Raw genomic sequence first — 22,911 nt, 5'->3', positions numbered from 1 at the left:
TGGTGCGATGTCGGAAAGAACCCGCGGCCCGACGTCGCCTGGTGAATAAGAGTTGGTCACGTCGGTATCTTCGACATTTGGCGGTGCTCCGGTATAGTGCGATCAATCCCCCTTGGAGTGTGCCGGGAGGCGTCTGATCTGCGTGATGACACCTGGGCTGGAAAGTGCGTCAACGAGCCCGCGCTTCGTCGGGCGGCGACCACAGTTGGCGCGTATCGGGAGAGCCCAGGCCACCGTGCTGAGCCGCGGCCGGCAATTGGTTTGCGAGGTCGTCGGGGAGCCGGGCATCGGCAAGACCCGGTTCGTCCGCGAGGCCCTGGAGCGGTGCGTCCCCACCGTCCCCTGGGCCGTCGGGACCTGCGCGCCGGATGAGCGAGGCGTCCCCTTTCACGTGTTTCGGCACGCCTTCACGGAGGGGCAGCCACTCCGACGCGGGCTGCCTGGCGGGCGGTCCACCGGGGAGACCTGGGCGGAGTCCGCCGCCGCGGTGCCGCCGGCGCCGGCGCGGGCGTCGGACGCCCGGCGGTTCCGGACCTACCAGTTGGCCCGTCGGCTGATCGGCCTGGCGGCCCGGGACGGTCTGGTGCTGGTCCTCGACGATCTGCACTGGGCGGATCCCTCCTCCGCCGGTCTGATCGCCCACCTACTGCGCTATCCGGTGCCCGCCCCGCTGCTGCTCGTGCTCGTCTACCGCCCGCGGCAGATGGCGACCCCGATGCCGTTCGGTCCACCAGATCCCGACGAACACGCCGATGCCGAATTGACGTCACACGATCGGATCGAACTCCGCCCTCTCAGCCTCGCTGAGGTCGCGCCTCTGCACCCCCACGTCGACCCCGTGGAGCTGCGCGCCCGGTACGACCTGACCGGCGGCAACCCCGGTTACCTGGCGGCGCTGCCGGGCGACCCCACCTCGAACAGCGCCGACCCGATCCGTGAAGCACCTGGCGCCCGGCTGTCCGATGCGGCGGTGGCCGTGCTGCGCCGCGAGTGGACGGACCTGCCGTCCGTCGAGCTGGCCTGCCTGCGGGCCGGGGCGATCGTCGATGCGCCCTTCGCCGCGGACCTGCTCGCCGAGGTCGCACAGGTCCCGGCGTCACTGGCGGTCGAGGCCGGCTGGCGGTTGGCCCGGCTTGACCTGATCCGCCACGTCCCCGGCACTGGACGGTTCGCCTTCCGGCACCCGGTGCTGCGGATGGCGGTCGCCCAGGACACCGACCCGGCGTGGCAGGTGGAGGCGTGTGCGCGGGCGCTCACCGCGCTGGTCGATCTGGGCGCGCCACCCGCAGACCGGGCCCGCTACGCGGAGCGCCTGCTCGCCCTGCCGAACGGCCGCTGGGCCGACCGCTGCGTCGACGTGCTCTGCCGGGCCGCGCAGGAGATCCGGCGCGAGACACCGGACCTGGCCATCCGCTGGCTGCGGCTGGCGCTGCGTGCGCTGCGGCCGACGGCCGGTTTGACGCAGCGTCGCCATGACGTGTCACTCGCGCTGGCCCAGATCACCGGGGAGGCGGGCGACCTGGCCGAGAGCAGGGCCCTGCTCCAGGAGATCGTGCCGCTGTTCCCCGCCGACCCGCAGGGACGACGGGCCCAAGCAGTAGCACTCTGGGCGCGCGTGGAACGCCTGCTCGGCAACTACGCGGAGGCGGCGGCTATCAGCCGGCGCGAGCTGGCCGCCCTGCCAGCCTGCGCCGGACCCACCGGCGGCTACCGACTAGCCACCGAGATCGGCGCCGCCGGCATCCTGGCCGGCCGCCCCGTGGCAGGGCTGCCCGACGCGCTCACCGGAGATCTCGGCGGCTCCGGCGCGGACCGGGCCGGCCTGCTGGCCGTCCGCAGCCTGGCCGCCGCGCACGACGGCGCACTCGACGACGCCCGGGGCCTGCTCGATGCCGGCGCCCGGATCGTCGACTCGCTGCCGGACCGGGACGTGCGGGACCACCCCGACTGCCTCACCGCGCTCGGCCTGACCGAGTTGTACCTCGAACGGCAGGCCGACGCGGTGCGGCACCTCGACCGAGGGCTGACGCTCGTCCGCGCCTCGCACCGCGACGACGGATTGTGCCAGCTGCTGCTCGGTCGCAGTCAGGTGGCCTACCACGGCGGCCAGCTGACCACAGCCATCGGATTGGCTACCGAGGCGGGCATCGTCGCCCGGCGCATCGGCAGTCGCCACCTGCTGAGCTTCGCCCTGGCGTTCGAGGCGGAGGCGACGGCGTGGCGTGGTGGCCTTCGGGACGACGACCGGGCGGTGGCGCTGGCCCGCAGCGCCGCCGGAATCGCCACCGACCTCGCCACCTGGTGCGGTCGTACCGCCGCGATGGCGCTGGCGACGGCGGCGCTGCTGTCCGGTGATCCGGCGACCTGTGCCGAACTGGTGCGCTCAGCCGGCGGTGACAGCCGGCTGAGCCGCCTCCAGACCACCCTCCGGCCGATGTGGTACGAGCTGCTCTGCGCCGCCGCGCTCGCCGCAGGTGAGGTGGCCGACGCCGAGCGGCAGGCGCGGCTGGCAATGGCCGAGGCGGATCAGGTCGGTCTCCCCGGGCAGCGGGGCTTCGCCGAGTCGGCGTACGGCGAGGTGCTGCTCGCCCGCGGCGAGGTCCCGGCAGCGCTGCTGCACCTGGAGACCGCGGCTGACCTGTTCCGCGCCGGCGGGATGGTGCTACGGCGCAGCCTTGCGCTGGCCTCCCTGGCCCGGGCGGCCGAAGCCGCGGACCAGACCGCCCCGGCGGCGCGGGCCCGCCGCCGGGCGCTGGAACTGGCCGGGTGGTGCGGGACGGAACGGGTCGGCCTGCGACTGGCCCGTCCGGTCGGCCCGCGCGAGGTCGCCGCCCTGACCGACCGGGAATGGCACATCGCGCGGCTGGCGGCGACCGGGGCCACCAGCCGACTGATCGGGCGGCAGCTGAACATCAGCCCCCGCACGGTGGAGGCGCACCTGACCCGCATCTACCGCAAGGCGGGCGTCGCTTCCCGGTCGGCTCTGGTCGCCTGGGTCGCTCGGCTCGATGACACCGATCGGTGACCGCGATCCAGGCCGGATGACGTCGTTCGGTGCAACGCCGACAGGCCGGGCAGCACGAGGCAGCGCCGCCACCGGTTTGGCCCCACAGCCGCTCACATACTCGACTGCATCGGGCGCGATTCCCGTGCACCGGTGGCGGATGGAGGACGAGATGCTGGGCAGAAGATCCGTCAGGAGCCCGCGTACCCTCGCCGCGCCGGTGCCGTTCGCCGCCGCCGCGGTGGCGCTGCTCGCGCTGACCGGCTGTGGTGGCGAGCCGGTGGACGCGGCCACCCCGGCGCCCCACGGTTCGGCCACTTTCGGTCGGGACCGGGCCGCGCTGGTGCTCACCGCCTTCGACCAGGCCGACTCGGCCGCCTCGGTGGCCGGTGACGTCGAGGCGCTGCGGGCCCAGGAGGTGTCGCCCTCGCTGGACCTCAGCATCGCCGCAGTCCGCCGGGCCACCTACAACCAGCGTCCGCAACCGTCGTTCCAGCACATCAACCCGGTCTTCGCGATGCCGCCCGGCGACCCGGCCTGCCTCCTCACCACGGCCACCCTCAGGCTGGCCGGCTCGGAGCTGGCCCCCACCGACGTCAGCCAGTTCGTGCTCGGCGCCGACGGCCAGTGGAAGCTCAGCCACAATGTTCAGGTCACCCAACCTTCGCTGGTGGTCGCCCGGAGCATCGACGGTCGGCCGGCCACGGCGGGCGGCACCGCCCTGGACGAAACCAGCCGTCGGGCCCTCGCCGCCGAGGTTTTCGCCCGCAGCATCGGGTCCACGACGAGCAACCGGTCCCTCGTGGTGTCGAGCCCGCTGCTCGACGGCCAGTTCGCCGGCGGCTGGGAGGTCTACGGGCAGCAGCTCGCCGGTGCCGGCGCGGCGGTGCAGCGGACGATGGACCGGGCGGAGTGGTCCGACTGCGCGGTCGCGGTGCCGACCGGCACGCTGACCTTTCTGACGATCCACGCCACCGACACGCTGCGTCCGGCGCCCGGCGGCCCGGCCACCGTCCAGATGGTGCCGCAGAGCCCGGACCTGATCGCCACCGGGCATCGCACGGCGATCAGCGGAAAGTCGATCCGGGTCACCCGGGTGGAGACCTTCCTGCTGCTCGTACCGGCGCAGACCGCCGGCACATCGGTGCTGGGGCTCAACGACACCGCGCTGACCGTCACCGTCGGCTGACCCGGCCACCGACCGTCCACGGCGCCGCCGACGGCAGAAACCGGTGGCATCACTCGGATCGGACGTCCCGGACCGCGACGATGGCAGCAGCCGTGATCAGGGCGGGGCCGGCGGCGGTCCGGCAACCAGGCTCGGGAGGAACCATGTGGCGTCCGCGTTTCCGATCGGACTACGTGCCGGTGCGGCTGCCCGACGGTCCGCTCGTGGTGCTGGGGGAGACCCGCAGCCTGCTCATCGACGACCCGGTCGCCGCGGACCTGGCCGACCAGCTCGACGGTGCCGCGCCGCTGGCCGAAGTGGTGGCCCGGCTGGCCACCCGGCACCCGGTCGCCGCCGTTGGCGCCGCCCTCGCCCGGCTGCGCGACCACGGCCTGCTGGTGTCCGGTCCGGCGCACACCTCGCCGGCCGAGGCCGCCGGCTGGGACGCCCGGGGTGTCCCGCCCGAGGCCGGGCGGCGGTGGATGGCCGGGGGCACGGTCACCATCGTGGACCTCGGGGCGCCCCGGGTGGCCGAGACCGCCGACGCGCTGCGCGCCCTCGGACTCGCCGTCACGGTCGTCGGGCCGGACGGGCCGCACCCCGACCCGGGCACCGCCCAGGTGCTGGTGCTGCCGTCGTCGATGCTCGACCCCCGGCTGGCGCTGATCAACGACCGTCACCTGGCCGCCGGCCGCGCGTGGACCCTGGCCCGGCCACACGGCAACGTCGTCTTCCTCGGCCCGCACCTGGTGCCGGGCCGCACCGGCTGCTGGGTCTGCCTGCGGCAACGCTGGCAGGAGAACGAGCAGGTGAACGCCTTTCTCGACGGGCAGGACCTGGTTGGTCCGTTGCCGCAGCCCGGCCGCGCGGTCCTGCCCGGACTGGCCACCATGGCCGCCGGGCTGCTCGCCGCCGAACTCGCCGTGCTCGCCGTACGGGGCACGTCGCCCCGCCTCACCGGCCGGATGGTCGCCCTGGACACCCGGGACCTCAGCACGGAGAGCCACCAGCTGGTACGCCAGCCGCAGTGCCCCGCCTGCGGCGACCCGGACCTCGTCCGCAAGGCCGAGCCGCGGATCGACCTGCCACCGAGCGGCGCCCAGCCCAGCCGGGCGGGGGACTCCCGCACCCGGGAACCCGCCGAGGCGTACGCCGCGCTCGTCCACCACGTCAGCCGGTATCTGGGCGTGGTGAGCCGGCTGACCCCGCTGGAGGCGACCGACAACGGCGTCACCCACACCTACTCGGCCGGGCACAACTTTGCCCAGCCCCGCCAGCTCGCCGCGTTGCGCCGCAATCTGCGCGGGCAGAGCGGCGGCAAGGGCCGGACCGACCTGCAGGCCCGGATGAGCGCGATCGGGGAGGCGGTGGAGCGCTACTGCGGGGTGTGGCGCGGCGACCGCCCGGTGCACCGGGCGACCTACCGGCAGCTCGGTCCGGACCGCGCGGTACACCTGCGGGAGTTGCTGCTGTTCTCGGATCGCCAGTTCGCCGACCGGGACCGGCTCAACCGCGACCTGGGCCACCTGCACCGCATTCCCCGCCCGCTGCCCGACGAGGTGGAGCTGGACTGGACCACGGGCTGGTCGCTGACCCGGCAGACACCGCGCGAGCTGCCCGCCGCGCACTGCTGGTACGGGCATCCGGAGCTGACCGGGCTCGGAGTGTGCTCGGCCGACTCGAACGGCTGCGCGGCCGGCGGCAACCTGTCCGAGGCGATCCTGCAGGGCTTCTGCGAACTCGTGGAGCGGGACAGCGTGGCCCTGTGGTGGTACCACCGCTCCCGGATGCCCGGGGTGGACCTCGCCTCGTTCGCCGACCCGTGGACCGCCGCCTGTGTCGACCATCATGCCACCGCCCTGGGCCGCGAGCTGTGGGCCCTCGACCTGACCGCCGACCTCGGCGTACCCGCGTTCGCCGCGGTGTCCCGGCGGGCCGACGGAGGGCCGGAGGACGTCCTGGTCGGCTTCGGCGCGCACCTGGACGCGCGGGTCGCGCTGACCCGGGCGCTCACCGAGGTGAACCAGTTCCTGCCCGCCGTTCCCGGACCCACCTCCCCACGCAACCGGTACGGCGTCGACGATCCGGACACCGCGCGTTGGTTCGGCACCGTGCGGGTGGTCGACCAGCCCTGGCTGTCCCCGGACCCCACCCGGCCGCCGCGCACCGCAGCGGACCACCCGGCGCTGACCACCGGCGATGTCGGGGATGACGTGCGTCGGTGCGTACGCCGGGCGGAGCGGGCCGGCCTGGAGGTGATCGTCGTCGACCAGTCCCGTCCGGATGTCGACCTGGCGGTGGTGAAAGTCGTCGTGCCGGGCCTGCGGCACTTCTGGCGCCGGCTCGGTCCCGGCCGGCTGTGGGACGTGCCGGCCCGCCTCGGCCGGGGCCCGCTGGCCGTCGACGAGACGTCGGCCAATCCGCTGAACGTCTTCTTCTAGCCGGCGCTCCCGGGCCTACCGGGAACGTGGGAGGGATGTGGGGATGACCACCGTGGTGGACCCAGTCGGTCGACGGTCGTCGTGAGCGGCTCCGTCGGCGGTCCGCCGATTCAGGAGTCGTACCGGCTCCGCCGTGACGCGGAACTGCGACTCGGCGAGGACGGCTCGCTGACCCTGCGGCAGACCCGCTTCCAGCTCACCCTGGAGCAACCGGGAATGGGCCGGCGGGCGCTGTTGCTGCGGCTCGCCGCCGACTGGGTCAGCGACGTCGAGGTCGGCCGGCTGATCAGCGGCCTGGAGGGGGAGAGCCGGGTGCTGCCCGCGCAGTTGCTGCTGCGCCGGCTGCTCGCCCACTCCTGGTTGGAGCGCCGGGTCCAGGTCGACGACCGGGCGCTGCTCGACCTGGTGCCCACCGGCCTGGGTCGGGGCAGTCTGCCGGAGAGCCGCCTGCACACAACCGGGGTCCGCTACCGCCTCTCCCGCTTCGCCACCCTGCAGCCCGAACGGGGCATGCTGGTGGCCGCATCGCCGCTGAGCACCCTCACCGTCGGCTGCGCCGACGCCGCCCTCGGCGCGGTGCTGGCCGCAGCCGTGCATGGCGTCGGAGGAGACACGGTGGCCCGCATGCTCGGCGTGCCGCCGGAGGCCGCTGGCCGGGTGCTCGACGAGTTGGCCACCGCCCGGATCCTGGTCACCGACGCCGAGTTCGAGGCGGAGTGCGACGATGCGCCGCTGGCCTACTGGTCGCCGGAGGAGCTGCGGCTGCACCACCGCTCCCGGGCCGGCCGACACGCGCTGCCGGTGGGCGGCACCTACCGGATGCGGGAGCGCTTCACCCCGCAACCGCTGCGCCGCCCGTACGACGGGGGCCGGGCGGTCGAGTTGCCGCTGCCGGACCTGGCGACGATCGCCAAGGCGGATCCCGCGTTCAGCCAGGTCGTCACGGACCGGCGCAGCGTGCGCGAACACGACGACGCGGCGCCGCTGCCCCTGGAGCGGCTGGCGGAATTCCTGCACCGGTCGCAGCACACCACCGCCGTCGGCGAGGCCGGCGGGCAGGAGGTCGGCCACCGGCCCTACCCGGGCGGCGGCGGGGTCTACGAGCTGGAGATCTATCCACTGGTCGCGCGCTGCGCCGGGCTTGACCCCGGGCTCTACCACTACGACGCGGTCGGGCACCGGCTGGAGCCGGTCGCCGGCTGGGGACCCGCCGCCGACCGGCTGTTGGCGTACGCCCGGGCGGCCGGCGCCATGCCTCGGCCACCGCAGACGGTCCTGGTGGTCACCGCCCGGGTCCAACGGCTGATGTGGAAGTACGAAGGGATGAGCTACGCCATGATTCTCAAGGACGCGGGTGTGCTGACCCAGCAGATGTATCTCGTCGCCACCGCCATGGGGCTGGCGCCGTGTGCCCTCGGCGCCGGGGACTCCCAGGCCTTCGCCGAGTTGTCCGGGCTCGATCCGCTGGTCGAGCCGAGCGTGGCCGACTTCCTGCTCGGCTCGCGCTGCGCCGCCGGCCCGGCCGGAGCGGGGGGCCGGCCATGAAGTTCCGGCGGCAGGCGCTGCGCCAGTTGGAGGCGCCCGAACAACTCGACCGGGCGGTCCGGCTGACCACAGTGCCGAACTGGCTGGCCACCACCGCGCTGGTCATCGTCGTGGTCGCCGCGGGTGTCTGGTCGGTGCGCACGGTGGTGCCCCGGACCGTCGAGGCGGCCGGGGTGCTGATCCACTCCAACGGGATCTCGGCCCTCGACGCGCTCGACAGCGGTCAGGTCACCAAGGTGTGGGCGTCACCGCACCAGCGGGTGCCGAAGGGCACCCCCCTCTACAGCCTGCGCACGTCGGACGGCAAGGTGCGGGTGGAGACTGCGCCGGGTGACGCGTACGTCGTTGCCTGGCTGGTCTCGGAGGGCGAGATCGTCACTCCGGGCACGCACCTGGCCGACCTGGAACGGCTCGACACCGCCGGGGACGCGTTGCAGGCCGTCGTCTACGCCCCCGCCGTCGCCGCGCCGCTGCTGCAACCCGGCGTGTCCGTCGAGGTGGCCGCCGCGGCCGCGCCGCGCAACGTGTTCGGCACCCTGGCCGGCCAGGTGACCACGGTCGGCGCCTTCCCGGAGACCGAGGCCTCGCTGCGCGCCTTCCTGGGCACCGGGCCGGACGTCCGACGGCTGCTCGCCCGCGGCAGCGTGGTCCGGGTGACGGTCGCCCTGGAGCCCGACCCGGCCGCCCCGGGCGGCCTGCGCTGGACCAAGTCCCCGCCACCGTTCCAGCTCAACTCGGCCAGCGAGGTCACCGCCTCGTTCACTGTGGACCGGGAACACCCGATCGACTGGTTGCTCCGCCGATGAGCGCGCCGACGAGCGCCGCCAGCGGTGCGCCGGAGCTTCCCAGGATCCGGCGTCGACGAGTCCGCACGCCCACCCTGATCCAGATGGAAGCGGTGGAGTGCGGTGCCGCCGCGCTTGGGATCCTGCTCGCGCACCATGGTCGGCACGTGCCCCTGGAGGAGTTGCGCCGGGTGTGCGGAGTGAGCCGGGATGGCTCCACCGCGGCCACCGTGCTCAAGGGCGCCCGCCGGTACGGAATGGTGGCCAAGGGTTTCCAGATGGACCTGGCCGGCCTGTCCACCGTGGCGCTGCCGGCGGTGCTGTTCTGGCGGTTCGAGCACTTCGTGGTGCTGGAAGGGCTCGGCCGCAAGGTCTTCATCAACGATCCGGCCACCGGTCCCCGCGCGGTGAGCTGGGAGGAGTTCGACGGTGCCTTCACCGGCATCGTGCTCACCATGGAGCCCGGCCCGGAGTTCCGGCCGGGCGGCACCCGCTACCGGCTGGTCCGGGCGCTGGCCGAGCGGTGGCGCGGCCCGGGCTCGGCGATCGCGCAGATGCTGCTGCTCGGCCTGCTGATCGCCGTGGTCGGTCTGACCATCCCGGTGATGGCCCAGGTCTTCGTCGACCGGGTGTTGCTGCAGGAGGATCGGGCCGCGTTCGCCGGCCTGGTGGCGGCGGTGGCGGTGGCCACCGTGCTGACCTTCCTGGCCAGCCTGCTCCAGCAACGCCTGACCGTACGCGCGGAGACGGCGCTCGCCCTCGGCAGCGCCGCCCGGTTCTTCCGACATCTGCTGCGGCTGCCGCCGACCTTCTTCGACCAGCGGCAGGCCGCCGATCTCAGCCAGCGGGTCCGCGGCAACGAGGTGGTCGCCGAGGTGCTCACCCGCCGGGCTGCCACCACAGTGGTGGACACCGGCCTGGTGCTGGCGTACGGGGCGCTGCTCTGCCAGTACGACCTGCTGCTCGGACTGTGCGCGGTGGTCCTCGCCGGGCTGAACGTCAGCGTGCTCCGCTACGTCGCCTCGACCCGGTCGACCGCCGTCGCCGGCCTCCAGGCGGACCGCAGCAAGCTGGTGACCACCGTGTACACCACGGTCCAGATGATCGAGACGGTGAAGGCCGGCGGCGAGGAGGAACGCGCCGTGGCCCGGTTCGCGGCGCGCCACGCGACCGTCGCCACCCGTCAGCAGCGGCTGGGGGTGCCCACCGCGGTGCTCTCCGTCCTGCCGGCGTTCCTCGCCTCGGGGACCACCGCGGTGCTGCTGGGGTTGGGCAGCCGGCAGGTCGTGGCGGAGGCGATGAGCGTCGGCGTGCTGGTCGGCATGCAGAGCCTGGCCGCCGCGATGAACCGGCCGTTGGGCAACCTGACCGCGCTGGGCTCGCGGCTGCAGGACATGAGCGCCGACCTCAACCGGCTGCGTGACGTGGAGCGGTACCCGCTGCCGTCGGTCGAGGACCACCCCGACCGCCCGTTGACACCGATGGAGGGGCACCTGCGCATCGAGGAGGTCACCTTCGGTTACAACCCGCTGGGCCGTCCGCTGCTGGAGAACTTCAGCCTGGACCTGCCGCCGGGTGCCCGGGTGGCGCTCGTCGGGCGGTCGGGCAGCGGCAAGTCGACGGTGGGCCGGCTGGTCGCCGGGCTCTACCGTCCGTGGACCGGCCGGGTCACCGTGGACGGCCTCGAACGGCCAACGGCCGACGACGGCCTCTGGGCGGCCACCGTCGCCATGGTGGACCAGGACCAGCGGCTGTTCGAGGGGACGGTCCGGGACAACGTCACCATGTGGGACCTCACGGTCGCAGACGAGGACGTCGTCACCGCGCTGACCGACGCGTGCCTCTACGACGAGGTCGCGGGCCGTCCGGGCGGCCTGGCCAGCCCGGTGCGGGAGAACGCCCGCAACTTCTCCGGTGGACAGCGGCAGCGGCTCGAGATCGCCCGCGCGCTCGTCCGCAACCCCCGGGTGCTGGTGCTCGACGAGGCCACCAGCGCGCTGGACGCCGAGACGGAACGCCGGATCGACCTGCACCTGCGCCGGCGGGGGGCGACCTGCCTGATCGTGGCCCACCGCCTGTCCACGGTCCGCGACTGCGACCTGATCGTCGTGCTGGACGGCGGTCGAGAGGTGGAGCGCGGCACCCACGAGCAACTGGTCGCCCGGGACGGGGCGTACGCGCGCCTGGTCCGGGACCACTGACCACGACGATCCGAGGAGACGCTGATGAGTGGCGCGGTGGAGGATTCCCCGGCCGGCAGCCTGATCGGCTTCTGCGCGGACGGCGTACGCCAGGTCTGCCGCCTGGACGGCCCGGTGGCCGGCTGGCTGGTGACCGGAGGCGAGGCCGACCTGTTCGCGGTGCGCCGGGCCGGGATGAGCCCCTCGCGTCGTCACCACGTGGCCCGGCTGCCCGCGGGTGGCCTGGTGCCGACGTCCACCGCGATCGGTGCGTGGCAGTTGATCCTGGTGCCGCTGCCCGGCACGGAGTTGCGTGGGCTGTCCCGGCGTCACCTGTCCCTGCTGGAGCGGCACGTCCGGCTCGGCCGCGTGGTGGACGAGGGGGCGTCGCTGCGGGCGCGGACCGCCGCGACGGAGCTGGTCGCTGCGGTGGACCTGGTGCTGGTCACCATCGCCGACGCGCTGCGCCGCGGGCAGGCGCCCCGGGAGGCGTCCACCCTGCGCGGACGCGAGATCGTTTCGCTGGCGCAGGGAAGCGCCCTCACCTCCACCGGCGGCGCCTGGTGGCTGCGCAGCGCCGGCGGACAGCTGCGACGCAACGACGGTGGCCCGGCGGAGATGTCGGGGGAGCGGGAGCTGCTGCTGGTCGCCGAGCGGGACTGGGTGGTGGCCGAGTCGCCGTGCGTGGTGGAGAGCCACGGCAGCTGGGACCTGCTGGTCAACGGTCAGCTCCGGTCGGCGGTCGACCAGCACGTGGCCCGGCTGCTGCGGATGGTGGAGACCCGGATCGAGGAGGCCGACGCGGCCTTGCTGAGCGCCGTGCAGCGGCGCCGGCAGACCGACGCCGCGGTGCTCGCCGCGGCGGCTCGCCGGTCGATCGGGGTGATCGGCGCGGGCGGTGCGGTTCCGATTCCGGACGGGGAGGCCGGCTTCGACCGGTACGGGCGGGCGGCCTCGGTGGTCCGGGTGGTCACCGAGGGGATGGGCAGCCCGATCAACGAGCCGGCCGACCGCAGCCGCGCGCCGCTGGACGACCGGGCGGCGGTGCACGCGGTGGCCCGAGCGTCCAGCCTGTTCCTGCGTGAGGTGCGGCTGCCGGACCGATGGTGGCGGCGGGACCTGGGGTCGCTGGTGGGGTGGCGGACCGGCGATGACCCGGAGCGCGCCGTCGCGGTGCCGCTGGTGTTCCGCCGGGGCCGCTACCACCACGTCGACCCGGACACCCGGGCGTACGGTCGGATCGACGCGACGGTGGCCGCGACGTTCGCCGCGGAGGCGACCGAGGTGCAGGCGCCGCTACCGCCGACCGCTCGGATGCGCCACCTGCTGCGGGCCGGGCTGGTCGGTGCGGCCCGCGACGTGCGGGGCCTGCTGTTCGCCGCTGCCTGTGTGGCACTGCTGGGCCTGGGCGTGCCGCTGGCCACCGGCGAGGTGCTCGGCCAGTTGGCCCGGCAGGGCGAGGTGAACGGCCTGTTCGGCTTCCTCGCGCTGATGCTCAGCGCCGCGGTGGTCGCGGGGCTGGTCGGTGTGGTGCAGAACCTGCGTCTGCTGCGGTTGGACGGCCGGATGCAGTCCGGCGCGCAGCTGGCGATCTGGGACCGGCTCATGCGGCTGCCGGCCCGGTTCTTCGCCGGTCGCAGCAGCGGTGAGATCGCCAACTCGATGTTGGGGATCTCGTTCGTCGGCGAGGCGTTGAGCGCGCTGCTGCCGCAGCTCGTCTCGGCGGCCGCGACCGTCGCGGTGACCCTCGGCATGCTCCTGGTGGTCGAGCCCGTGCTCGGGCTGTGGGGGGCGGGGATCGTCGCCGTCACGATGCTGACCTTCGGCGCGTTCGCTGTGCTGATCGTCCGTCAGCAACGGTCCGCGCTGCCGGCCGAGCACCGGGCGGCGGCGATGACCAACCAGCTGCTCGGCGGCATCGTCAAGATCAAGTTGGCCGCCGCCGAATCCCGTGCGCACGCGCGCTGGTCGGAGGTGGCCGCGGCGGCCCGGGCGGCGCTGCAACGGGTCCGGCAGAGTCAGGCGGGCCTGGTCGCCTTCGGCACCGTGCTGCCGGTCGCCGGTCAACTGGTCCTGTTCGCTGTGCTGATGGGGCCGCTCGCCGGCCGGGTTGCGCCGGCCGACTTCTTCGTTCTCAACGTCGGCTTCGCGATGCTGCTCGGCGCGCTGCTGGTGCTGGTGTCGGCCGGGGTCGAAGTGATCGCGGCAGTGCCCCGGCTGGGCAGCCTGCGGGAGATCCTGCGCGCCGCCCCTGAGGCGCGGCCGGACCGGGTGGACCCGGGCGAGTTGCGCGGCGAAGTCGCGCTGCACCGGCTCACCTTCGCCTACCAGCCGGACGAGCCGCCGGTGCTCGTCGACGTCGACCTGCACGTCCGCCCGGGTGAGTTCGTCGCCATCGTCGGACCGAGTGGCTGCGGAAAGTCCACACTGCTCCGGTTGCTGCTCGGTTTCGAACGCCAGCAGCAGGGCGCAGTGCTCTACGACGGCCAGGACCTCTCCGAACTCGACGTACACGCGGTCCGCCGGCAGTGCGGGGTGGTCCTGCAGGACGGCCAGCTCTTCGCCGGCTCGGTCCGGGACAACATCTGTGGCGCCGGCAGCTTCCCACTGGACCAGGTCTGGGAGGCGGCGCGGATGGCCGGCCTCGCCGACGACCTGGAGACGCTGCCGATGGGGATGAGCACGATGGTGCCGTTCGGCGGCGGGACGCTCTCCGTCGGGCAGCGTCAGAGGGTGCTGATCGCCCGCGCGCTGGCTCCCCGGCCCCGGATCATCTTCCTCGACGAGGCGACGAGCGCTCTGGACAATCGGACCCAGGAGGTGGTCACCCAGAGCACCGCGGCCCTGGCCGCGACCCGGGTGGTCATCGCCCACCGGTTGTCCACGGTCCGTGCGGCGGACACCATCGTGGTCCTCGAAGCGGGGCGGATCGTCCAGCGGGGCAGCTTCAACGAGTTGATGGAACACACCGAAGGGCTGTTCCACCGGTTGGCGCGGCGGCAACTGCTGGCCGAACCGGAACGGTCCGACGTCGTGGTGGAGAGCCGGCAGCCGGACGGGCAGCCCGCGACGAGCTGACGGTTCGGTCAGCCGTTGTCGATGACCGTGCTGTCCTCCAGGCACACGTCCGTGTCGAGGTGGTTCTCCAGCAGCTCCGCGACGTGCGCCTCCGCCTGGTTTTCCACGGCGAGCCGAAACGCCTCGGTGAGCACGTTGACCACGCCCTGGGTCAGCAGCAGGGTTTCCCGGTCGAGGTCGGCCCAGGACGACCGGGCGCCGCTGCGTACCAGCTCCGGAGCGAGGGCCAGCAGCCGGGCGGTGACGGCGGCGACCAGCTCGTCGGCCACCGGCCGGAGGCTGTCCAGCACCTCGCTGAGGGTCTGCAGTGCCGGCACCGTGCCCACCCGTACCCGATGCAGGTCCAGGGCGGCGCGCAGCGGGCGTGGCCGGACGGTGCGGACGGTGCCGTCGGTGGTCCGTCCGATCACGCCGTGCCGGGTCAGCGCGTGGGCCAGCGCGGGACGATCGGCGGTCAGGCGTTGCAGCATCGCGGTCAGTCCGTCGGGCGCCTCGTCACTGGCCCGGACCCCGAGCATCGCCTCGATGGACACCAGGTTGAAGCCCTGCCGCTGCAGGGTGAGGATCGCGTCCAGCCGGCGGACGTGGGAGTCGTCGTAGAGCGCGGCCCGGCCACGCCGCACCGGCGGGGGCAGCAGCCGCCGGGCCTGGTGGGCACGGATGTTGCGCGGCGACATCCCAACCTTGCGGGCGAGTTCCTCCACGCTGTACCCGGCCAGGCCGCCGGGCGTCGTCGTCACCTCGTCGATGGTCACGGTGGCCTCCGGCAGCATTCGGTGACGGAACACGGCACCCCGTCGAACCGCTGTCACGGTGGGCGGTCCGCCGATCGCAGCGTATGTGCGGGCACCGGGCGGGTGACAGGCGAGGAATTACTACTTGTCCACAGTGGTGACAATCATTAGAATCGCAATCCGCCGTAAGCCGCTGATTCCCAATTACCCGGCTTTCGCCGCAGCGCGACCTTTTCGCGGCCACATTCGATGAAATCCCCGCTCTTTGGGCGGACCTGATCCGCCGGTGGCCCACGATGAAGCGAAACAGGCAGCCCGGAACCTCCCGCGCTGCCTGTCGCCGCCCCGGTGTCTCCGCCGGCGGCCGACCATCGAAGGGAGCAGGGTGTGACACCTGTCGATCGAGCGGTCTTCGTGGCCGCGTACAGCCGGCTGGTCGCCGACGTCTGGGCCGACCCGGTCAAGGAGCAGGCGCTCGAGGAGGACCCGCGGGGGTTCCTCGCCGGCTACGGGCTTCAACTGTCCGAGGATGTGCAGGTCCGGGTGGTCCGGGACGTCGCCGACGCCGATCCGGACCTCGAGGTGCAGGTCGAGTCGTGGCAGCTGGCGGGGACCACCGGCATCTTCGTGCTCTTCGTGCCGTCGCTGCTGCCGGTGGCCCAGGCGGAGCTGGCCGAGGACGAGCTGGACAGCGTCGTCGCCGGCCTGGACTCCAGCTGTGCCTGCTGCTGCCCGTGCTGCTGCACCTGACACCGATGTCTGCCGCCCGCCGGCCGGCGCGGCAGATTCTGATGGCAGTCAGACAAAATCCTTGATTGTCGAACCTCGATCTTCCTAGCGTTCTCGCCACAGCGATTAACCGCCCGTCCTGCAGCGATCCCGAGGAAAGGACCGAACGATGAGCAACGACGAACAGGAATATGGCGCGAGGTTCGTGACCAAGTACTCGGAACTGGTCACCGCAGTGTGGCGCAGCGACGAGGAACTGCAACGCCTCCTCGCCGACCCGACCGGCTACGCGACGGCGGCCGGCCTGCCGGTCGCCCCCGGCGCCAGGGTCGAGGTCGACCGCGCCCAGCCCGCCACGCTCTACACCAAGGAGCAGGTCGTCGCCGACTGGTCCGGCACGCCCGGCCTGCACGTGCTGCACGTGCCCGAGGTGCCGCTGGTCGACCTCAACGAGCTGACCGAGGCCGAGTTGGAGACGGTCGCCGGTGGCGTGGCCCCGGTGGCCGACAACAACGTCAACATCATCGCCGTCCTCATCCTCTGAGTTTCCCACCCCCCGCCGGGAGCCTCGATGACTGACACGACCGAGACCATCGCGTTCCGATCCGGCACCTACCGGACGGCCACCGTGGAGCAGACCTGGGAACGGATCGGTGGCATGCTCGACCGGTTCCGGATCACCCGGGTCGCCGACATCACCCGGCTCGACGAGATCGGCCTACCGGTGCACGTCGCCTACCGGCCGGTCGGAGCCACCATGGCGGTGAGCGTCGGCACCGGTGCCACGGCGACGCAGGCCCGGGTCAGCGCGGTAATGGAAAGCATCGAGTCCTGGCATGCGGAGAACCTCCGGCCGGGGACCGTCGTCCGGTCCCCGGCCGAGGCGCTCGATCTGCCGTACGACGTCCGGTGGCTGCACCTGGCGGAACGGTCGCCCCTGACCCCTGCCGTCGAGCTCGACTGGGTGGCCGGCCGTGGGCTGGTGACCGGTGCGCGTTGCCTGGTGCCCCGCGCCACCATCGAACTCGACTTCACCGTCCGGCGTGGCTGGGACCGCGCCCTGTTCACCCCCAGCAGCAACGGGCTGGCCACCGGGAACACCTTCGCCGAGGCCAGCCTGCACGCCCTGCTGGAGGTCGTCGAACGCGACTGCATCGCCCCGTACTGCACCTCCCCGTTGGCCGAGCGCACCTACACCGACCCGGGCACCGCCACCAACGCGATGACCCGCACGGTGCACGAAGCGCTGGTGCGGGCCGGCTGCTGGGTGGAGGTCTGTGACATCACCAACGCAGTCGACGTACCCTGCTATGCCGCCTCGATCTGGTCCCCGGACCTGCCGGTCACCTTCGGCGGCTTCGGCTGCCACGTGGACCCGCAGATCGCCGTAGGTCGGGCCATGGCGGAGGCGGCCCAATCGCGGCTGGTCATGGTCTCCGGGGCCCGGGACGACATCGACGCCACCGCGTACCACGACGTCGGCGCACCGCCGGTGCCGCCCCCCACCGTCGACCGCCCCGTCACGCCGGTCCGCCGGGATTCCCCGCCCGCGGGGGACGTGACCCAGGTGCTGCGCGAGCTGGCGTCGCGGGTGCAGCGGGTCACCGGCGTCGAGCCGTTCAGCGTCGACCTGACGCACGACGACATCGGCATTCCGGTGAGCAAGGTGTTCGCCCCCGGCCTGCGGATGTTCGACGAGCGGGCCCTGAGTACCCGACCGGGAGTGCCCCGTGACTGACATCGTCTTCATCGGTCCGAGCCTGCCGGCCGACGAGGTCGGTCGGCTGCTGCCCGACGCGGTGGTGCTGCCGCCCGTCGCGCACGGCGACCTGCTCCGCCTGGACGTCGCCCCCGGCGACCGGGTCCTCGTCATCGACGGGTTCTTTCTGCAACACCCGCCGGTCCGCCACCGGGAGATCCTCCACCTGCTCGACCGTGGAGTGACCGTGGCCGGCGCCGCCAGCATGGGCGCACTGCGCGCCGCCGAGTTGTGGCAGTTCGGAATGCGTGGCGTGGGCGAGGTGTTCCAGCTCTACCGCGACGGCGTCGTCACGGGCGACGACGAGGTGGCGGTCGTGCACGGGCCCGCCGAGGAAGGCCACCGCGCGTTGAGCGACCCGCTGGTGAACATCCGGGTCGCGTTGCGCCGCGCCGTCGCGGCCGGCGTGCTCAGCGACGCCGAGGCCGTGCTGCTGCTGGACATCGGCCGGGACCTGCCCTTCCGACGGCGGTCGTACCGCGCGCTGGAGCGCACCGCCCCACCCGGGGCGGCGGCCGTGGTGGCCCGGTTCTTGACCTGGCACTGGCGGGACCCCTGCGACGCCAAGGGCGCCGACGCACGGCTGCTGCTGTCGATGGCGGCGGACAACGCGCCCGAGCTGTGCCCGGCGCACGCCGGCGACCAGCCGATCGACAACCTGCACACCCGCTTCCTCGACAGCTGGCGATCGCGGTTCGCCGGGGAGTCGGTCGGCGGGCACTGGACCAGCGACCGGGAGGCCGCCGCGGTGCTGATGCTGCTGCACCCCGAGACGCCGGCCTGGCACCGGCGGGGGGTGCTGGCCGGGCTGGCCGAGGTCGACATCGCCGACCCGATGGTCGAGGAGCGTGCCCGCGAGGTGGCCCGCCTGCGAGGGCTGACCGGTGCGCCGCCGAGCGGGTGGGACTGGCTGACCGACCGGGAACGGGGCCTCGGCGATCGCGAGGCGGTGCTGCGGGTGTTGGTGCGGGCGTTCGGCACCACGCCGTACCGCAGCCTGGCGCTGTGGATGGTCGCGGCGCCGCTGCGTACCCCCGCGTTGCTCGCCGCGGCGCGGCAGGTCGCGGCGACTGCGGCGTCGCTGAACGAGACACTCGTCCCGCGTACGACGGGACTCCGCCGCCCGGGTGGCCGGCTGCACTTCCGTACCGAGGTCGTCGACCAGTGCTTCGCGAGGCTGTGGGGCTGTGCCGCTGACGGGCTGGAAGCGGCGGCGTGGGACCGGGGCTTCGTCGACCTGGCGGCGTTCCGGTACGCCGCCGAACCGTTGGTGGCGTACGTCAAGGCGTTCGGCGCCCCGCGACTGCCGGCGGTGGCCGAGCGCGCGCACGAGGACACCCTGGCCGGTTCAGCGGCCCGGGTCGGCTGAGGAGGAGTCGATGAGCGGCACGGTGAAGGCGGCACTGATCTACCCCCCGCTGACCGATCCCACCTCGGGATACCACTCCCTGAACTATCTCGACTCGTACGCCCGGGCACAGGGGCACCGGCCGGCGGAGATCATCGACGCCAACATCGAGGCGTTCCACCACTCGTACACCCCGTCGGCGTACGACTGGCTGCGGCGGGAGCTGTCCCGGCTCTCGATCGACGACCTCAGCGGCCCGGACGCGCTGATGGCCCGGGCGAATCAGCTCGGCCTGCCCGACCCTGATCCGGAGCGGCTGCGCCGGTCGATCGGGGTGCTGCAGGATCCGACCCTGTTCTACGACTACCGGCACTACCAGGACGCCGTCGAGGGCGTGATTTCCTGGATGGACGCGCTTGGCGCGGTCGGGTTTCCCGGGCAGTTCTACGCCGGATTCCGGCTCCAACCGCCGCCGATGATCTCGATCGGCTCGGTAGCCGCGCTGACCGACGAGGCGCTGCTCGCTCGGCTCAACCGGCCCTTCCAGCCGTACTACGAGGACGTGCTGATCCCGCGGCTGGCCGCTGGCGGGCACCAGGTGATCGGGATCAGCGCCACCTACCAGTGGCAGCTCCCGTTCGCGCTCTGGATCGCCCGACTCGTCCGGCGGGCCTGCCCGGACGTCTTCCTCATCGCGGGTGGCACGGAGATCTCCGACGTCTGGAAGTGCGCCAGCAAGCCCGAGTACGTCTTCCAGGTGCTGGCCGACTTCGACGCGATCGTGGTCGGGGAGGGGGAGAGCGCGTACACGGAGATCCTGGACGCGGTGGCGGCCGGCACCCTGCCGGCCGGGCACCCCAACGTCCGGCTGCACCCGAAGTACGGCCGCCAGCGTCAGCTGCCCCTGCGCTACGAGCGCTTGGCGCAGGTGCCGGTCCCGGACTTCTCCGGCCTGCCCTGGGACCTCTACCTCAGCCCGGAGCGGTTCGTCTACTATTCGCCGACCCGAGGCTGCTACTGGAACAAGTGCACGTTCTGCGACTACGGCCTGAACACCGACGGTCCCACCAGCCCGTGGCGGCAGGACACGGTGGGCACGATGATCGCGGACGTCACCGAGCTGTCGAAGTTCGCCAAGTTCATCTACTTCTCGGTGGACGTGCTCGCTCCCGCGACCATCCTGCGCTTCGCCGAGCAGGTCGTCGAGCGGGGGCTGGACTTCCGCTGGGGTGCCGAGATCCGGCTGGAGAAGTACTGGTCGGACGAGCGTTGCGAGCTGTTGCGGCGCAGCGGCTGCGTGGCCATCTCGGTCGGCTTCGAGTCTGGTAACCAGCGCATCCTGGACCTGATCGACAAGGGCACCAAGCCGGAGCAGGTACGACGCACCATGACCGCGATGACCAAGGCCAACATCGGTGTGCAGATGATGGGCTTCACCGGTTTCCCCACCGAGACCCGTGAAGAGGCGCTGGACAGCATCACATTCCTGCGCGACAACCCGGACCTGTGGACCCTCGGCGGGCTCGGTGACTTCATGCTGACCCCGGGCGCCATCATCGCCAAGGAGCCGGAGCGGTTCGGCATCACCAACGTGCGGCCGGTGGAGGGCTCGGACATCGTCCGGATGCTCCGGTACGACGAGCCGGTGACCGAAGCGGCGCAGGCCGAGGTCGCCCAGGCCAAGGCCGGCTTGAATCCTGGGCACTATCACCGTCCGTGGCTGGGCAGCACCGACACCCCGCACACGTTCTTCTACCACGACCGCTACGGCACCGCGGTGCGCGGCGTACTCGCCCACGACCGGGTCCGGCACGACACCGACGACCAGACTGAGTTCCTCGCCAACGGCTCCTTCGTCGACCGCGACGACGAGCAGGTCTGGGACGCGTACCGGCGGATCCGGTCGGACGAGCAGGAGGGCGTCCCCGGCGACCTGCCGGCGGACCGGCACCTGTTCCGCCGGGTCGACGGTCAGGTGTTCGCACTCAACCGCAGCAGCCGGTTGTTCCTGGATCTCTTCACCGCGCCGCTCACCCTCGCCGAGGCGCAGCGTCGGCTCTGGATCGTCGAACCGACCGTCGCCGACCGGGTCTGGCGAACCTTCATCGGGCAGCGGCTGATCCGCCGGCATCGGCTCCCGGCCCCGACCGGGCCGGCGCGGTGACCGACCGCCGGCTGAGGTTGCTCTAATGGCGGCGCCGGGCGTCGGCCTCGACGTCGAGCAGGTCGTTCAGCGCCAGGGCAGAGTTGATCAGGGCGAGGTGGCTGAACGCCTGAGGGTAGTTGCCGACCTGCTCACCAGTGGCGGCGATCTCCTCGGCGTAGAGGCCGAGGTGGTTGCTGAAGGTGAACATCTTTTCGAAGGTGAGCCGGGCGTCGTCCAGGCGGCCCGAGCGGGCCAGCGCCTCGACGTACCAGAACGTGCACATGTTGAAGGTGCCCTCGTGCCCGGGAAGGCCGTCGGGGGAGTGGACCGGGTCGTACCGATGGACCAGGCTGTCGGAGACCAGTTCCCGTTCGATCGCTTCCAAGGTGGAGCGCCAGAGCGGGTCGTTCGGCGTTACGAATCCGAACGCCGGCATGGCCAGCAGTGCGGCGTCGAGCATGTTCTCGTCGTACGCCTGCACAAAGCTTCCGCGTTCCCGGTGGTAGCCACGGGCCATGACCTGGTTGTAGATCCGGTTACGCTGCCCGGTCCAGCCGGGTACGTCTCCGGGGCGGCCGGTGCGGGTGGCCAGGCGGATGGCCCGGTCCAACGCCACCCAGGACATCACCCGGCCGAAGGTGTAGTGGCGGGGGTTGTGGCGGCTCTCCCAGATACCGGCGTCGCGTTGGTCCCAGTTGTGGCAGAGCCAGTCGATCATCCGGACGGTGCTCTTCCACACCTGGTCCGACACCCGGATGCCCTGCTCGTCGGCGAGGTGCATGGCGTAGAGCGCCTCGCCGTGGATGTCGAGCTGTAGCTGGTCGGCGGCGCCGTTGCCGATCCGCACCGGTTGGGAGCCGCGGTAGCCCTCCAGGTGGTCGAGTATCTCCTCGTGCAGATCGGAAGAGCCGTCCACCCGATACATGATCTTGAGCGGGTTCTGATGGTCGCCGGCCTCGCGGATGCGCTCGTCAAGCCAGGTCATGTACCGGCTGACCTCCTCGGTGAAGCCGAGGCCGAGCAGCGCGTGCACCGAGAAGGACGTATCGCGTACCCAGGTGTAGCGGTAGTCCCAGTTGCGGGTGCCGCCGACCAGCTCGGGCAGCGCGGCGGTGGGCGCGGCGATCATCGCGCCGGTCGGCGCGTACGTCATGAGCTTCAGCGTGATGGCCGAGCGCTCGACCATCTCCCGCCACCGCCCGGTGTAGCGGGAGCGCTCGAGCCAGCGCCGCCAGTAGTCGCGGGTCCACTCGAACATGCCCTGGACCTCTTCCGGCGGGATGATCCGCGGGTCCGTGCCGGCCGTCTCCAGGACCACCCCGGCGGTGTCGCCCTCATTCAGAGCGCCGTAGGCGACCAGGTCGCCGTCCTCCAGCTGGATGTCGCCGGTTTGCGAAATCAACTGTCGCACCGGGTCGACCGGGTTGAAGGTGAGCGACGCCGACCGGCTGCGGAAGACGTACCCATTGGGGTGGCGCTCCAGCGTGTGCTTCTCCCGGGCGTAGTCGAACCGGGGCCGGCACTCCACCCGGAACCGCATGCTGCCCCGGACCATGTTGACCACGCGGACCAGGCGGTGCGCGTCAGTGGCCCGGTCGCCGGTGACCGGCATGAAGTCCAGCACCTCGGCGACGCCGTCCGCACTGATGAACCGGGTGATCAAAATCGGAGTGCCGGGCAGGTAGAGCTGTTTGGTGACGTACCGAACGTCGTGCGGCGCGATGCGAAAGTAGCCACCGCGTTTCCGGTCCAGCAACGCGGCGAAAATGCTCGGCGAGTCGAAGCGCGGCGCGCAAAACCAGTCGATCGTCCCGTCGCAGGTCACCAGCGCCGCGGTCTGTAGGTCGCCGATGAGCCCGTGATCCTCGATCGCCGGATAGCTCTCCACGTCGCCCCCCGGTCTCGACAGCCTTCTGAGCAGTAACCTAAAGGACGGATTGTCGAGTTAGACGCGATTTGCGGTCAGCCACCCTTCCGCGCTTCCCGCGCGCCTC

14 protein-coding genes are annotated in these 22,911 nt (G+C 72.4%); 12 read left to right on the top strand and 2 right to left on the bottom strand.

Annotated elements, in window-relative coordinates; translation table 11 throughout:
• Positions 1 to 145: 145 nt before the first annotated feature.
• The 7 genes from OG811_RS30225 (at position 146) to OG811_RS30195 (ending at position 14,201) form a co-directional block, all read left to right on the top strand.
• The gene (locus OG811_RS30225; RefSeq protein WP_406070605.1) at positions 146 to 3,025 is read left to right on the top strand and encodes an ATP-binding protein; all 2,880 of its coding nucleotides are present in this window, start codon (positions 146 to 148) and stop codon (positions 3,023 to 3,025) included.
• 151 nt (positions 3,026 to 3,176) lie between these two features.
• Positions 3,177 to 4,193, top strand: a complete 1,017-nt coding sequence (locus OG811_RS30220; RefSeq protein ID WP_406070604.1) for a hypothetical protein — start codon at positions 3,177 to 3,179, stop codon at positions 4,191 to 4,193.
• Positions 4,194 to 4,336: 143 nt separating this feature from the next.
• Positions 4,337 to 6,613 carry a TOMM precursor leader peptide-binding protein gene (locus OG811_RS30215; protein ID WP_406070603.1) on the top strand — a complete coding sequence of 759 codons (2,277 nt, stop codon included), beginning with the start codon at positions 4,337 to 4,339 and terminating at the stop codon, positions 6,611 to 6,613.
• A gap of 81 nt (positions 6,614 to 6,694) precedes the next feature.
• Positions 6,695 to 8,158 (top strand): SagB family peptide dehydrogenase, encoded by a 1,464-nt coding sequence (locus OG811_RS30210; RefSeq protein ID WP_406070601.1) that lies wholly within the window; start codon positions 6,695 to 6,697, stop codon positions 8,156 to 8,158.
• Positions 8,155 to 8,964 carry a hypothetical protein gene (locus OG811_RS30205; RefSeq protein WP_406070600.1) on the top strand — a complete coding sequence of 270 codons (810 nt, stop codon included), beginning with the start codon at positions 8,155 to 8,157 and terminating at the stop codon, positions 8,962 to 8,964. Before OG811_RS30210 ends, OG811_RS30205 begins: the two co-directional genes overlap by 4 nt.
• Complete coding sequence (locus OG811_RS30200; RefSeq protein ID WP_406070598.1) at positions 8,961 to 11,144, top strand: NHLP family bacteriocin export ABC transporter peptidase/permease/ATPase subunit; 2,184 nt, start codon at positions 8,961 to 8,963, stop codon at positions 11,142 to 11,144. Before OG811_RS30205 ends, OG811_RS30200 begins: the two co-directional genes overlap by 4 nt.
• A 24-nt stretch (positions 11,145 to 11,168) precedes the next feature.
• On the top strand, positions 11,169 to 14,201 hold the full coding sequence (locus OG811_RS30195) for an ATP-binding cassette domain-containing protein (RefSeq protein ID WP_406070597.1): 3,033 nt from the start codon (positions 11,169 to 11,171) through the stop codon (positions 14,199 to 14,201).
• Between the two features lie 8 nt (positions 14,202 to 14,209).
• Here OG811_RS30195 and OG811_RS30190 read toward each other — a convergent pair whose 3' ends face one another.
• Positions 14,210 to 14,989: a MerR family transcriptional regulator gene (locus tag OG811_RS30190; protein ID WP_406070596.1), complete on the bottom strand. Its 780-nt coding sequence runs from the start codon at positions 14,987 to 14,989 to the stop codon at positions 14,210 to 14,212.
• Positions 14,990 to 15,322: 333 nt separating this feature from the next.
• Between OG811_RS30190 and OG811_RS30185 the strand changes: the two genes are divergently transcribed.
• The 5 genes from OG811_RS30185 to OG811_RS30165 all read left to right on the top strand — a co-directional run bounded on the left by OG811_RS30185 (position 15,323) and on the right by OG811_RS30165 (position 20,935).
• Positions 15,323 to 15,685: a hypothetical protein gene (locus tag OG811_RS30185; protein ID WP_406070594.1), complete on the top strand. Its 363-nt coding sequence runs from the start codon at positions 15,323 to 15,325 to the stop codon at positions 15,683 to 15,685.
• A 148-nt stretch (positions 15,686 to 15,833) separates the two neighbouring features.
• Complete coding sequence (locus tag OG811_RS30180; RefSeq protein ID WP_406070593.1) at positions 15,834 to 16,208, top strand: hypothetical protein; 375 nt, start codon at positions 15,834 to 15,836, stop codon at positions 16,206 to 16,208.
• 27 nt (positions 16,209 to 16,235) lie between these two features.
• Complete coding sequence (locus tag OG811_RS30175) at positions 16,236 to 17,402, top strand: YcaO-like family protein (protein ID WP_406070592.1); 1,167 nt, start codon at positions 16,236 to 16,238, stop codon at positions 17,400 to 17,402.
• Positions 17,395 to 18,792, top strand: coding sequence for a TfuA-like protein (locus tag OG811_RS30170; RefSeq protein ID WP_406070590.1), 1,398 nt, complete (start codon positions 17,395 to 17,397; stop codon positions 18,790 to 18,792). The genes OG811_RS30175 and OG811_RS30170 overlap by 8 nt, the downstream gene beginning before the upstream one ends.
• 10 nt (positions 18,793 to 18,802) lie before the next feature.
• Complete coding sequence (locus OG811_RS30165; protein WP_406070588.1) at positions 18,803 to 20,935, top strand: B12-binding domain-containing radical SAM protein; 2,133 nt, start codon at positions 18,803 to 18,805, stop codon at positions 20,933 to 20,935.
• Between the two features lie 22 nt (positions 20,936 to 20,957).
• Here OG811_RS30165 and OG811_RS30160 read toward each other — a convergent pair whose 3' ends face one another.
• Positions 20,958 to 22,805: a glycoside hydrolase family 15 protein gene (locus OG811_RS30160; protein WP_406070587.1), complete on the bottom strand. Its 1,848-nt coding sequence runs from the start codon at positions 22,803 to 22,805 to the stop codon at positions 20,958 to 20,960.
• Positions 22,806 to 22,911: the final 106 nt, after the last annotated feature.

The sequence above is a fragment of the Micromonospora sp. NBC_01638 genome (assembly GCF_045209745.1).
GTDB lineage: Bacteria > Actinomycetota > Actinomycetes > Mycobacteriales > Micromonosporaceae > Micromonospora.
The sequence above is the reverse complement of the archived record's forward strand: the minus strand, read 5'-3'. Positions and strand labels throughout refer to the sequence as shown.

Bases quoted from the DNA above. Each gene is read 5' to 3' on its own strand.
- OG811_RS30180 (WP_406070593.1), top strand. From the start codon at position 15,834: ATGAGCAACGACGAACAGGAATATGGCGCGAGGTTCGTGACCAAGTAC.
- OG811_RS30195 (WP_406070597.1), top strand. From the start codon at position 11,169: ATGAGTGGCGCGGTGGAGGATTCCCCGGCCGGCAGCCTGATCGGCTTC.
- OG811_RS30165 (WP_406070588.1), top strand. From the start codon at position 18,803: ATGAGCGGCACGGTGAAGGCGGCACTGATCTACCCCCCGCTGACCGAT.
- OG811_RS30220 (WP_406070604.1), top strand. From the start codon at position 3,177: ATGCTGGGCAGAAGATCCGTCAGGAGCCCGCGTACCCTCGCCGCGCCG.
- OG811_RS30175 (WP_406070592.1), top strand. From the start codon at position 16,236: ATGACTGACACGACCGAGACCATCGCGTTCCGATCCGGCACCTACCGG.
- OG811_RS30225 (WP_406070605.1), top strand. From the start codon at position 146: ATGACACCTGGGCTGGAAAGTGCGTCAACGAGCCCGCGCTTCGTCGGG.
- OG811_RS30200 (WP_406070598.1), top strand. From the start codon at position 8,961: ATGAGCGCGCCGACGAGCGCCGCCAGCGGTGCGCCGGAGCTTCCCAGG.
- OG811_RS30205 (WP_406070600.1), top strand. From the start codon at position 8,155: ATGAAGTTCCGGCGGCAGGCGCTGCGCCAGTTGGAGGCGCCCGAACAA.
- OG811_RS30215 (WP_406070603.1), top strand. From the start codon at position 4,337: ATGTGGCGTCCGCGTTTCCGATCGGACTACGTGCCGGTGCGGCTGCCC.